Consider the following 12,430-nt stretch of genomic DNA (forward strand, 5'->3'; position numbering starts at 1 on the left):
CTCGACGGAGAGGACAGCGCCCGTGCTCGTGGCCGGCTTTCCCGCGGACGCCTTCGGCACCAACTGTTACGTGGTCGCCACCGCGCCGGGGGAGCAGTGCGTGGTGGTCGACCCCGGCATCGGGGTGCTCGACCAGCTCGACGCGCTGCTCGCCGAGCACCGCCTGCATCCGGCCGCTGTGCTGCTCACCCACGGCCACCTGGACCACACGTTCTCGGTGGCGCCGGTCTGCGACGCCCGCGGGATCACCGCGTACGTGCACCCCGGCGACCGGGAGATGCTCGCCGACCCGGCCAAGGGCCTCTCGGCCGACCTGACGTCGCTCTTCGGCGGCCGGCTGAGCTACAGCGAGCCGGAGGACGTGGCCGAGTTGACCGACGGCGCCACCCTCACGCTCGCCGGCCTGGAGATCGCCGTCGACCACGCGCCGGGCCATACCGGCGGGTCGGTGCTGTTCCGGCTGCCCGGCGCCGGGTCGGGCTGGGAGGCGGACGAGATCTGCCTCTCCGGCGACGTCCTCTTCGCCGGTTCGATCGGCCGCACCGACCTGCCCGGCGGCAGCATGCCGGCCATGCTCGCCAGCCTGCGCGACAAGATCCTCCCGCTGGCCGACGACACCGTCGTGCTGCCCGGCCACGGCCCGAGCACCACCATCGGCCGCGAGCGCGCCGGCAACCCGTACCTCGTCGAGGTGGCCGGCACGTCGCCGGCCGCGCCCACCCGGGGTTTCTAGATCATTCGTCCGCGCCGCGCGCGGACCCACGACACCACCGCGCCATGGGCGCGGAACCGCAAGGAGTACGCGATGAGCAAGCCCACGCCCATCTCCGGGTTCCCGGAGTGGACCCCCGGTCAGCGGATGATCGAGCAGTTCGTGCTCGACAAGATCCGCGACACCTTCGAGCTGTACGGGTTCGCCCCCCTGGAGACCCGCTCGGTGGAGCCGCTGGACCAGCTCCTGCGCAAGGGGGAGACCTCCAAGGAGGTCTACGTGATCCGGCGGCTGCACGCCGACGCCGAGGGCGCCGGCGGTGATGACCAGCTCGGGCTGCACTTCGACCTGACCGTGCCGTTCGCCCGCTACGTGTTGGAGAACGCCGGCAAGCTCACCTTCCCGTTCCGTCGTTACCAGATCCAGAAGGTGTGGCGGGGGGAGCGGCCGCAGGAGGGCCGCTACCGGGAGTTCGTCCAGGCCGACATCGACATCGTCGACCGGGACACCCTCGCCCCGCACCACGAGGCGGAGATGCCGCTGGTCATCGGGGACGCGCTGCGCGCCCTGCCCATCCCGCCGGTGACCATCCAGGTCAACAACCGCAAGATCTGGGAGGGCTTCTTCCGGGGCACCGGGGTGACCGACCCGGAGGCGGCGCTGCGTACCGTCGACAAGCTCGACAAGATCGGCCCGGCGAAGGTGGTCGAGCTGTTGGCCGAGACCGCGGGGGCGAGCGAGGCGCAGGCCAAGGCGTGCCTCGCGTTGGCCGAGATCTCCGCGCCGGACGCCTCGTTCGCCGACGCCGTACGCGCGCTCGGGGTCAGCGACCCGCTGCTGGACGAGGGCGTCGACGAGCTGGTCCGGGTGGTGGAGACCGCGGCCGGGCACTCGCCCGGACTCTGCGTGGCCGACCTGCGCATCGCCCGCGGTCTGGACTACTACACGGGCACGGTCTACGAGACCCAGCTGCGCGGCTACGAGCGGTTCGGCTCGATCTGCTCCGGCGGCCGGTACGACAACCTGGCCAGCGCCGGCGCCGTCTCGTACCCCGGTGTGGGCATCTCGATCGGGGTGACCCGGCTGCTCGGGCTGCTCTTCGGGGCGGGGGAGCTGACCGTCTCCCGTTCGGTGCCCACCTGTGTCCTGGTGGCGCTCGCCGACGAGGAGCACCGCGCGGCCAGCGACAAGATCGCGGCAGAGCTGCGTCGGCGGGGGATCGCCACCGAGGTGTCCCCGAGCGCGGCCAAGTTCGGCAAGCAGATCCGGTACGCCGAGCGGCGGGGCATCCCGTACGTCTGGTTCCCGGGGACCGACGGCGCGGCGGACGAGGTGAAGGACATCCGCTCCGGTGAGCAGGTCACGGCCGACGCGCAGGCCTGGACGCCACCGGCGGGCGACCTCCGGCCGGCGGTGAACTGAGGGCTTCCACTGGCGCTATCGGTCGCGGGGACCTACGGTAGCGTAAGTTACGCCACCGTAGGGAGTTCTTCGTGACCGTGAGCACCACACTGAGCCAGACCGCCCTGCTCGTCGAGCTGGAGCCGGTAGTCGCGCGCAACCTGGACCGCCATCTCTCGTTGGCGAAGGAATGGTTCCCGCACGAGTACGTGCCGTGGAGCGAGGGGCGCACCTTCGACGGGCCGCTCGGTGGCGAGGCGTGGTCGCCGACCGACTCGACGATCCCGGACGTGGCCCGCACCGCGCTGATCGTGAACCTGCTGACCGAGGACAACCTGCCCTCGTACCACCACGAGATCGCCACCCTGTTCGGCCGCGACGGCGCCTGGGGCACCTGGGTGCACCGGTGGACCGCGGAGGAGGGCCGGCACGGCGTCGCGATCCGCGACTACCTGACCGTCACCCGCGCCGTCGACCCGGTGGCGTTGGAGCGGGCCCGGATGACGCACATGTCGGAGGGCTACACCAACGCCCACGGCGACGAGGTGCTGCACTCGCTGGCGTACGTCTCGTTCCAGGAGTTGGCCACCCGGATCTCGCACCGCAACACCGGCAAGGCCACCGGCGACCCCGCCTGCGAGGCGCTGCTGGCCCGGGTGGCCGCCGACGAGAACCTGCACATGGTCTTCTACCGGAACCTGCTCGCCGCCGCGTTCGAGCTGGCCCCGAGCCAGGCCATGCGGGCCGTCGCCGATGTCGTCGCCGACTTCCAGATGCCCGGCAGCGGCATCGACGGCTTCGCCCGCAAGTCGGTGGCGATCGCCCTGGCCGGCATCTACGACCTGCGCCAGCACCGCGACGAGGTGTTGCAGCCGGTGCTGCGCCAGTGGGACGTCTTCAACGTCACCGGCCTCGACGCCGACGGCGAAGCCGCCCGCGAACAACTCGCCACCCAGCTCGACGCCCTGGACCGCGCGGCGTCCCGCTTCGAAGAAAAGCGCGACGCCCGAGCCGCCCGCCTGGCCCAGCGCTAACCCCCACCTGCACCCCGTCGATCTTGCACTTTCTGTTGTCACGAATCGGGGCGCAGCCCGCGTTTCGGCGACAGGAACTGCAAGATCGACGGCAAAGGGGTGGGGTTAGGGGAGGGGGAGGATCAGGCAGGTGCTGGTGGCGTGGGCTACCAGGCGGCTCTGCGCGTCCGTTAGGCGGGCTTCGGCCAGGGTCGTGCGGCGTCCGCGTTGCAGGACGGTGCCCTCGCAGCTCAACGTGCCGCTCGCGACGGTGACCGGCCGGAGGAACTTCACGTTCAGGTCCAGCGAGGTGTAGCCGACCCCGGCGGGCAGCGTGGTGTGTACGGCGCAGGCGGCGGCGGTGTCCAGCAGTGTCGAGAGGACGCCGCCGTGCACGGTGCCCAGCGGGTTGTAGTGGAACTCCTGGGGGGTCAGCTCGACGACGACCCGCCCCTCGTCGGCCTCCATGCGGGCCATGTCGAGCAGGTGCATCACCGGGGGCGCGGCCAGTTCCCCCGCGATCATCGCGCGAAGCATGTCGAGGCCGCTGCGCCGACCGACCTGCGCCGCGTTGGCCGCCGGGTCCGACCAGGTGAAGGTACGGCTGCGCGCCGGCTCCTGAGTCTGTGTCATGGACGCAGCGTCGCAGGATGTTGCTGAGTCTGTCAATGAGACCTAGCCTGGTCGGATGAGGCCCGCGGCACTGGACTGGTCGGTGGAGAACTGCACCATCGCCCGCGCGATGGAGATCCTCGGCGAGCGGTGGACCATGGTGGTGCTGCGCGAGGTGTTCAGCGGCGTACGACGCTTCGACGACATGCGGGTCCGTACCGGGATCCCCAGGCAGGTTCTCACCAACCGGCTGGCCCTGCTGGTCGAGCGGGGCGTCCTTCGTCGCGAGCCGTACCGGGAGCCCGGCAGCCGACTGCGCCACGAGTACCGACTGACGGAGATGGGCCTCGCCCTCTGGCCCGTGCTCGTCGCCGTGCTCGGTTGGGGCGACAGGTACCTGGCCGACGCCGAGGGCGCGCCGTTGCGGGTGGAGCACCGCGACTGCGGCGCCGAGGTGCGCGCCGAGCTGCGCTGCGCCGACGGGCACGAGGTGCGGGACCCGCGTGACGTGCTGCCCCGCCCGGGGCCCGGCGCGCGCCGCCGCGACCCCTGACGCCGCCGGCCGCCCATCCCGGGGCGTCACACGTGTCCGCCCGGACGAGCCGGCGTCACACGTGTCCGCCCGGACGAGCCGGCGTGGCACGCGTCCGCCGGGCTTGCCGGCGTCGTAGACGGCCGTCGGAACGGGCGGGCCGGCGTGGCACGCGTCCGCCTGTTGTGGCGTCAACCGCCTCCGTTGCCCGGCGCTGTCCGAAAGGGATCCGGCGGTCGTCGGGGTGTGACGGTAGATGTCCCCGAGTGTGTCGATGGTGTTGCGCCGACGTCCTCGGTGACGTTCGACGAATTCGGGCGAAACCAGATCTTGTTAATGATCTTAAGTATGTGAATACTTCAGTTCACTCGACCGGTTTTCGCAGATCGGCCGGGTTGCCCTCGGGTCAGCCATCCCCGGCCAGACCCGTCTCCCCCGCCCAGGAGGTTTGTTACATGCGACCCACGAGGTCCTCCTTCCGTGTTGCGGCGACCGTCGCCGTGACCGGAACCCTGGTCGTCGGCTCGCTCATCGGCGCACCCGCCCAGGCCGCCCCCGCCGCCTCGCCCGACGCCGGCGCGGCCCTCTCCGCTCAGCTCGGTGACCGCTCCGCCGGCTCGTACATCGACGCCAGCGGCAAGACCGTCGTCACGGTGACCGACGCCGCCGCCGCGAGCGCGGTCAGCAAGGCCGGAGCGAGCGTCCGGTACGTCACCCGCGGCGCCGCCGAGCTCAACCGGGCCACCGCCGAGCTGGAGCGCTCGGCGAAGATCCCGGGCACCGCCTGGTGGAGCGACCCGATCACCAACCAGGTGGTCGTCTCCGTCGACAGCACCGTCACCGGCGCCAAGCTGGAGCGGGTCAAGGCGGCCGCCGCGCGCGCCAACGGCGCGGTGCGGGTCGAGGCCGAGGCCGGCGTGCTGAGCACCCGGATCTCCGGTGGCCAGGCCATCTACACCGGCGGTTACCGCTGCTCGCTGGGCTTCAACGTGCGCAGCGGCAGCACCTACTACTTCCTGACCGCCGGGCACTGCACCAACCTCGGCAGCAACTGGTACTCGAACTCGAGCCAGACCAGCCTGCTCGGCACCCGTACCGGCACCAGCTTCCCGGGCAACGACTACGGCATCGTGCGGCACAGCAACTCGGCGAACGCCGCCGGTAACGTCTACCTCTACAACGGCAGCTACCGGGACATCACCGGCGCCGGCAACGCGTCGGTCGGCCAGTCGGTGCAGCGCTCCGGCAGCACCACGGGCCTGCGCAGCGGCTCGGTGACGGCGACCAACGCCACGGTGAACTACGCCGAGGGCTCGGTCTCCGGCCTGATCCGCACCAACGTCTGCGCCGAGGGTGGCGACAGCGGTGGCTCGCTCTTCTCCGGTAGCACCGCGCTCGGCCTCACCTCCGGCGGCAGCGGTAACTGCCGCACCGGCGGTACCACCTTCTTCCAGCCGGTCACCGAGCCGCTGAGCGTCTACGGCGTCAGCGTCTTCTGATCGACGTACCGCACGCGGGCCGCCGGGGCACTCCGGCGGCCCGCGTCGCGCGTGCGGGTCGGCTCACGCGAGCCGGTCGGGCCCGTCCGTCGGCAGCAACGAATCCGGGGGTACGACACCGGTCGTCGGCACTGCCGGTCCGACTGGCGTGGTGCCGGCGGCGGCCCACGCGAGATGCGCCCGGCGCGCCGAGAGCACCGCCAGCAGCGGCCAGAGCGAGACGCCCACCGCCGTCACCCGTTCGGCCAGGCCGGTCCGGGATCCGCTGGTCACCTCGAACGCGAACCAGCCGAACAGGGCCAGCAGCACCAGCGTGGCGCTCAACGCCACGCCGCGCCGGAACGCCCAGGGCGGTTGCGGCGTGCGTGGATGCGCGGCGTCCGGGCCACGCGACAGCCGCAGCGCCGACCCGGCCGGCCAGAGCGCCAGCGCCAGGACGGCGATGGTCGCCACGATGCCGTGGCTGAGCGAGCCGCCGACCGTCGGCCGGGGAAAGGCGACGAGCGCGATGGTGGCCACGCCGCCGACGGCGAGCAGGAAACGGCTGGGTAGCCCGGCCGCGTGCAGCACCGCGGCGGTCGCCAGGTAACAGCACCCGAGCAGCGCCAGGGCACTGATCATGATCCAGGCGTCGGTGGCGTCATGCCCGGCCAGTTCGCTGATGGTGTCGCGGATCGGGTCGTACCCGGCGGGTTGCCGGGCGCCCGCGACCGTCCAGCCGCCCACCAGCAGCACCGGCGCGGCGACCGCCGTGGCGACGCCCCAGTTCGGTACGGCGCGCATCAGGCCACGCTAACCGGCGTCGGGGCCCGCTGCCCGGGGTTCGCCGGCTCGTCCACCAGCGAATCGGGCCGGGCTGCCGGGTGCCCCCCAGCGGGCCCGGCCACCCCTGACAGAATGCGGGGTGAGGACTGTTCCACGATGAGGAGTTGCCAGCCGTGATCCGTACCCACAATGCCGGAAGCCTGCGCGCCGCGGACGCCGGCTCGACGGTGACGCTCGCCGGGTGGGTGGCCCGCCGGCGCGACCACGGCGGTGTCATCTTCGTCGACCTGCGTGACGGCTCCGGCGTCGTGCAGGTGGTGTTCCGCGAGGAGGACGCGCACGCGCTGCGCAACGAGTTCTGCGTGAAGGTCACCGGCGAGGTGACCCGCCGCCCCGAGGGCAACGAGAACCCCGACCTGCCCACCGGCGAGGTCGAGGTGACCGCCGCCGCGCTGGAGGTGCTCTCCGAGGCCGCGCCGCTGCCACTGCCGGTGGACGACCAGGTCGAGGCCGGTGACGACATCCGGCTCAAGTACCGCTACCTGGACCTGCGCCGCAGCGGCCCGGCGAACGCGCTGCGGCTGCGCTCGCGCGCCAGCCAGCTCGCCCGCGGCGTGCTGCACGAGCGGGACTTCCTGGAGATCGAGACGCCGACGCTGACCCGGTCGACCCCGGAGGGCGCCCGGGACTTCCTGGTGCCGGTGCGGTTGCAGCCCGGCAGCTGGTACGCGCTGCCGCAGTCGCCGCAGCTCTTCAAGCAGCTGCTGATGGTCGGCGGCATGGAGCGGTACTACCAGATCGCCCGCTGCTACCGCGACGAGGACTTCCGCGCCGACCGGCAGCCGGAGTTCACCCAGCTCGACATCGAGATGTCCTTCGTCACCGAGGACGACGTGATCGACCTCGGCGAGGCGATCGTCTCGGCGCTCTGGCAGGACCTGGCCGGGCACGAGATCACCCGACCGATCCCGCGGATCACCTGGCACGACGCGATGGCCCGGTACGGCTCGGACAAGCCGGACCTGCGCTACGGCGTCGAGCTGACCGAACTGACCGACTACCTGCGCGGCACCGAGTTCCGGGTGTTCGCCGGGGCGATCGACGCGGGCGGCTACGTCGGCGCGGTGGTGATGCCCGGTGGCGCGGCCCAGACCCGCAAGGAGCTGGACGGCTGGCAGGACTGGGCCAAGGCGCGCGGCGCGCGGGGCCTGGCGTACGTGGTGCTGGACGCCGAGACCGGCGAGGCGCGCGGACCGGTGGCCAAGAACCTCTCCGCCGAGCACCTGGGCGGGCTCGCCGACGCGGTCGGCGCGAAGCCGGGCGACGCGGTCTTCTTCGCCGCGAGCACGACCACCCGTGAGGCGCAGGAGCTGCTCGGCGCTGCCCGGGTCGAGATCGCCAAGCGCTCCGGCCTGATCGATGAGAGCGCCTGGGCGTTCTGCTGGGTGGTCGACGCCCCGATGTTCGAGAAGACGGACGAGGGCGCGTGGACGGCCGTGCACCACCCGTTCACCTCGCCGAACGCGGAGTGGGTGGACCGGTTCGAGGAGGCGCCGGACCGGGCCCTGGCCTACGCGTACGACATTGTCTGCAACGGCAACGAGATCGGCGGCGGGTCGATCCGTATCCACCGGGGTGACGTGCAGAAGCGGGTCTTCGACCTGCTGGGCATCACCCCGGAGGAGGCGCAGGACAAGTTCGGCTTCCTGCTGGAGGCGTTCAAGTACGGCGCCCCGCCGCACGGCGGCATCGCGTTCGGTTGGGACCGGGTCTGCATGCTGCTGGCCGGCGCGGACTCCATCCGCGAGGTCATCGCGTTCCCGAAGACCCGGGGCGGCTTCGACCCGCTGACCGGCGCGCCCACCCCGATCACCGCCCAGCAGCGCGCCGAGGCCGGCATCGACGCCAAGCCCAAGCCCGCGCCTGCGGCCCACACCGGCACCGCCGGCCCGGCCGCCCCGGTGGCCGACCCGGTCTAACCCGTCCCTGTTTGGTTGATCAAGAGGTTTGCGTCATCATCGCCCCGCGAGATGACGCGAACCTCTTGATCAACGGGGGAGTGGGCCGGGATGCGGGTGCTTGTCGTCGGGGGTAGTGGGTTTCTCGGGCGGGAGGTTTGTCGGCGGGGCGTACGCGTGGGGCTTTCGGTCGTCGGGACGTTTCACTCCGGTGAGATCGGGGTGCCGGGGGTCGCGGCGCGGCGGTTGGACGTGACCGACCGCGCCGCCGTGCGCGCGCTGGTCGCCGAGGTGCGGCCGGACGCCGTGGTCGCGACCCCCAACCGGTACGACGACTGGACGGTCACCGCCGACGGCGCCGCCCACGTGGCCCTCGCCGCCGCCCAGGTGGGTGCCCGGCTGGTGCACCTGTCCAGCGACGCGCTGCACGGCGGCCGACCCCAGCCGTACGCCGACGACGAGCCACCCAGCCCGGTCAACGCGTACGGGGCCGCGAAGGCGGCGGCCGAGACCGCCGTGCGCGCGATCGATCCCGGTGCGGCGCTGGTGCGTACCTCGCTGATCCTGGGGGAGGGCAGCAAACAGATCCAGCTCTGCCGCGACGCGCTCGCCGGGCGGGCCGTGCTGTTCACCGACGAGGTCCGGTGCCCGGTCGACGTCACCGACCTGGCCGACGCCGTGCTGGAGCTGGCCCAATCGTCGTACGCCGGTCTGCTCAACGTGGCCGGTGTCGACGCGGTCAGCCGGGCCGAGCTGGGCCTGCTGGTCGCCGAGCGGTTCGGGCTGGACGCGACAGGACTGAAGACCACCACGGCCGCCGCCGTCGGTGTCGTGCGCCCCAGCGGCGTACGCCTCGACTCCGCCCGCGCCGCCGGCCTGCTGCGGACCCGCCTGCGCGGGGTACGGGAACTCCTCGCTTGACATCGTGCACACTTTCTATGCACAACTCTTGTGCATAGAAAGTGTGCAGAGATAGTGTGCAGTCATGGCGAATGACGAAGCGACCCCGCAGCCGACCCCCCGGGAGGTGCGGATCGACAAGCGGCAGGTCCGGGTGCTCGCGCACCCGCTGCGGATGCGACTGGTCGGTGCCCTGCGGGTGAACGGGCCCGCCACCGCCACCACCCTCGCCGAACTTCTCGGCACCAACACCGGCGCGACCAGCTACCACCTGCGCCAACTCGCCGAGGTCGGGCTGGTCACCGAGGATCCCGACCGGGGCAGCGGACGGCAGCGCTGGTGGCAGGCCGCGCACGACGTCACGAGCTGGGAGCCGAGCGACTTCGACGACGACCCCGACGCCCGTGCCGCTATCGAGTGGATCCAGGGCGACCAGGTGCGCCTCCTCGTCGAACACGCCGACCGCTGGTTCGCCAATCAGCACGAGTGGTCCCCCGCCTGGCGGGACGCCTTTGGCATGGGCGACATCTTCCTGACCGTCCCGCCTGAGCGGCTGGAGGCGCTCAAGGCGGAGGTGTGGCAGGTGCTGGAGCGGTACCACCGCGAGGCCGAGTCGGTCGACGCGGCCGAGCCCGCCGACCCGCAGGCCCGCCCGGTGCAGGTCTTCCTGGCCGCCTATCCGCTGCTGGACGGTCCCCGATGAGCCCGAGGAGTGAGTCGGGTTTGGGAGCCCCGCAGTCGCGAATGGAGGTGGCGTCGTGAGCGTGAGGAGTGAGTCGGGTTTGCGAGCCCCGCAGTCGCGAATGGAGGTGACGTCGTGAGCGCGCTCACCGTACGCCAGGTCCGGCGTCGCTACCTCACGCTGTACGGCCTGCGCTGGCTGCCCACGGGCCTGCTGATCCCGGTGCTGATCCTGCTGATGCAGGAGCGCGGCCTGTCGCTGCCGCAGATCGGCCTGGTCAGCACCGCGCAGGGGCTGCTGGTGCTCGCGCTGGAGCTGCCCACCGGTGGATTCGCCGACGCCCTCGGGCGCAAGCCGGTCCTGCTCGCCGCCGGGGTTCTCAACCTCGCCTCCCTCGCGGTGTTCGCGGTGGCCGACTCGTTCGCGCTGTTCTTCCTGGTCTGGGCCCTGCAGGGCGTCTACCGGGCGCTCGACAGCGGCCCCCTGGAGTCCTGGTACGTCGACGCCACGCTGGCCGCCGACCCGCAGGCCGAGTACGAGAAGGGCCTCGGCTACGCCGGCACCGTCGTCGGGATCGCCATCGGCGGCGGGGCCCTGCTCAGCGGCGGACTGGTCGCGCTCGGGCCGCTCGGCCCGGTCAGCGCCCTCACCGTGCCGGTGCTGGCCGCGCTCCTCGCGCAGGCGGTGGCGCTCGGCGCGTTGCTGGTCCTGCTGGTCGAGGAGCGCCCGACCACCGGTCTGGCGGCGGTGCGCGCGTCGGTGACGCAGGCCCCCCGCATGATCGGCCAGGCGGTCGGCCTGCTGCGCCGATCCCGGGTACTGCTCGCATTGGTGGCGGTGGAGCTGTTCTGGGGCTTCGGCATGATCACCTTCGAATCGCTGCTGCCGGTCCGGCTCGCCGAGGTGGTCGGCGACCCGGAACGCGCCGCCGCGCTGCTCGGCCCGGCCAGCTCCGCCGCCTGGATCGCCAACGCGGCCGGCGCGGCGCTCACCCCGCTACTGCTGCGCTGGCCCGGGGCGGCGCCGGGCGCGGCCCTGCTGCGCATCCTGCAGGGGGCGACGGTCGTCGGGATGGGACTGCTCGCCGGCCCGGTCGGGGTGCTCGTCGCCTACCTGGCCTGCTACGCCGTGCACGGCGCGTCGAACCCGCTGCACAGTGGCCTGCTGCACCGCCAGGTCGACGGCCCGTACCGCACCAGCGTGCTCTCGCTGAACTCGATGATGGCGCAGCCGGCCGCCGCGCTCGGCGGAGTCGTGCTGACCGCGCTCGCGGCCAGCACCAGCGTGGGTACGGCGATGGTGGTCGGCGCGGTCGTGCTGGCCGTCGCGGCCCCGCTCTACCTGCCCGCCTGGCGGGCCGACCGGCGGGCAACCCCCGTCGCCGAACCGGTCACGATTCCCGTAGCCGCCGATCGATGAGGGGGAGGGGCCGCCGGTCCTGGACGGGTGGCCCCTTCCGGTGCTTTCAGGTGAGGCGGATCGAGGCGAGCGGGAGGGTGTCGGTGAAGCCGAGCCGACGGTAGAGCCGTATCGCGCCGACATTGCTCGGATAGACGCCGAGCCCCACGGTGTCGTAGCGGGCCAGCAGAGCCCGAGTCATCCCGGCGGTAAGCGCCGCGCCAAGGCCGCGACCCCGCTGGTCCGGGGCTACGGTCAGACCGGCGAGGAAACCGATCTCGCCCTGACTGCGATCCGCCCCGCATGCCACCAGCCGGTCGCCGGCGCGGATGCCGTACCAGGCCACCACGCGTGGATCGGTCGGGCGGGAGGTGGTGCTCGGAAACGCCTCGTCGATCAGCGCCTCCATGGCGGGGCGGTCGCTGTCGGTGAGCCTTACGACCCGCTCCTCGTCCGGCTGGAGCGGCGGCGGCGTCGAGGTCCAGTGGAAGACCCAGTCCCGGTGTTCGGTCACCGACAGTCGGTCGGACAGTTGTTCGCGGTCGTGCTGGGGCAGGTGCAGCCGCTGGCCCGGGAGCAACGTCCCTCCGGCGACCAGCGCGACACACATCTCGATCGCCGGCTCGGGCGGGCCGATCGCGCAGCCGGCTGACCCGTGCTCGGGCGGCAGCAGCCACAGCACGGCCCCCTCGCGCCGGTAGCCGCGCGCCGACGGGCGGCCGCCGAGCGCGTGTCGGGCGAACGGGTGGTGGCCGGCGGCGGCCAGGATGGCGGCCCGGTCGTGGAGCACCTGGTCGTCGACGATCATGCAGTTCAGCCTAGGTGTCGGCGTACCGGCAACCAAGCCGGGCTGGCGATGTGCCCCGCTCGACGGCCGGTGTGTCGTACCGCGCCGCCAAGATCGTCACAACGTCGGGGATGTTGCTGCTTCAGTGGCGCCGGAGGCAGCAACTTCACC

11 protein-coding genes and 1 pseudogene are annotated in these 12,430 nt (G+C 72.3%); 9 read left to right on the forward strand and 3 right to left on the reverse strand.

Going from position 1 to position 12,430, the window contains the following annotated elements:
• The first annotated feature begins 22 nt into the window (after positions 1-22).
• The 3 genes from ACQP03_RS12765 to ACQP03_RS12775 all read left to right on the forward strand — a co-directional run bounded on the left by ACQP03_RS12765 (position 23) and on the right by ACQP03_RS12775 (position 3,147).
• Positions 23-733: an MBL fold metallo-hydrolase gene (locus ACQP03_RS12765; RefSeq protein ID WP_357133513.1), complete on the forward strand. Its 711-nt coding sequence runs from the start codon at positions 23-25 to the stop codon at positions 731-733.
• Between the two features lie 72 nt (positions 734-805).
• Positions 806-2,134, forward strand: a complete 1,329-nt coding sequence (gene hisS, locus ACQP03_RS12770; RefSeq protein ID WP_433460913.1) for a histidine--tRNA ligase — start codon at positions 806-808, stop codon at positions 2,132-2,134.
• A 71-nt stretch (positions 2,135-2,205) separates the two neighbouring features.
• Entirely contained in the window at positions 2,206-3,147 is a 942-nt protein-coding gene (locus ACQP03_RS12775; RefSeq protein WP_357133509.1) for an acyl-ACP desaturase, read from the forward strand.
• Between the two features lie 105 nt (positions 3,148-3,252).
• Here ACQP03_RS12775 and ACQP03_RS12780 read toward each other — a convergent pair whose 3' ends face one another.
• On the reverse strand, positions 3,253-3,759 hold the full coding sequence (locus tag ACQP03_RS12780) for a PaaI family thioesterase (protein ID WP_433460914.1): 507 nt from the start codon (positions 3,757-3,759) through the stop codon (positions 3,253-3,255).
• A gap of 55 nt (positions 3,760-3,814) precedes the next feature.
• On the opposite strand from ACQP03_RS12780, the gene ACQP03_RS12785 reads away from it, so the two are divergent.
• Both ACQP03_RS12785 and ACQP03_RS12790 read left to right on the forward strand, forming a co-directional pair.
• A complete protein-coding gene (locus ACQP03_RS12785) occupies positions 3,815-4,291 on the forward strand; it encodes a winged helix-turn-helix transcriptional regulator (protein ID WP_357175763.1) in 477 nt (158 codons plus the stop codon).
• 434 nt (positions 4,292-4,725) lie between these two features.
• On the forward strand, positions 4,726-5,769 hold the full coding sequence (locus ACQP03_RS12790; RefSeq protein WP_357133503.1) for a S1 family peptidase: 1,044 nt from the start codon (positions 4,726-4,728) through the stop codon (positions 5,767-5,769).
• A 63-nt stretch (positions 5,770-5,832) separates the two neighbouring features.
• On the opposite strand, the gene ACQP03_RS12795 is transcribed toward ACQP03_RS12790, so the two are convergent.
• Positions 5,833-6,552 (reverse strand): DUF998 domain-containing protein, encoded by a 720-nt coding sequence (locus ACQP03_RS12795; protein ID WP_433460915.1) that lies wholly within the window; start codon positions 6,550-6,552, stop codon positions 5,833-5,835.
• Positions 6,553-6,707: 155 nt separating this feature from the next.
• Here ACQP03_RS12795 and aspS point away from each other — a divergent pair, with 155 nt between their 5' ends.
• From aspS to ACQP03_RS12815, 4 genes and pseudogenes are all read left to right on the forward strand, one after another.
• A complete protein-coding gene (aspS, locus tag ACQP03_RS12800) occupies positions 6,708-8,513 on the forward strand; it encodes an aspartate--tRNA ligase (RefSeq protein ID WP_357133499.1) in 1,806 nt (601 codons plus the stop codon).
• A 90-nt stretch (positions 8,514-8,603) separates the two neighbouring features.
• Positions 8,604-9,413, forward strand: a complete 810-nt coding sequence (locus ACQP03_RS12805) for an SDR family oxidoreductase (protein WP_433460916.1) — start codon at positions 8,604-8,606, stop codon at positions 9,411-9,413.
• Between the two features lie 64 nt (positions 9,414-9,477).
• Positions 9,478-10,095, forward strand: coding sequence for an ArsR/SmtB family transcription factor (locus ACQP03_RS12810; RefSeq protein WP_433460917.1), 618 nt, complete (start codon positions 9,478-9,480; stop codon positions 10,093-10,095).
• A gap of 114 nt (positions 10,096-10,209) precedes the next feature.
• Positions 10,210-11,451: pseudogene (locus ACQP03_RS12815) on the forward strand (MFS transporter); the annotation flags it as partial.
• Positions 11,452-11,539: 88 nt separating this feature from the next.
• Here the strand turns inward: ACQP03_RS12815 and ACQP03_RS12820 are convergent.
• Positions 11,540-12,280 carry a GNAT family N-acetyltransferase gene (locus ACQP03_RS12820; protein WP_433460918.1) on the reverse strand — a complete coding sequence of 247 codons (741 nt, stop codon included), beginning with the start codon at positions 12,278-12,280 and terminating at the stop codon, positions 11,540-11,542.
• Positions 12,281-12,430: the final 150 nt, after the last annotated feature.

The sequence above is a fragment of the Micromonospora sp. CA-248212 genome (assembly GCF_050948405.1).
In the GTDB taxonomy this organism is placed as follows: Bacteria; Actinomycetota; Actinomycetes; order Mycobacteriales; family Micromonosporaceae; genus Micromonospora.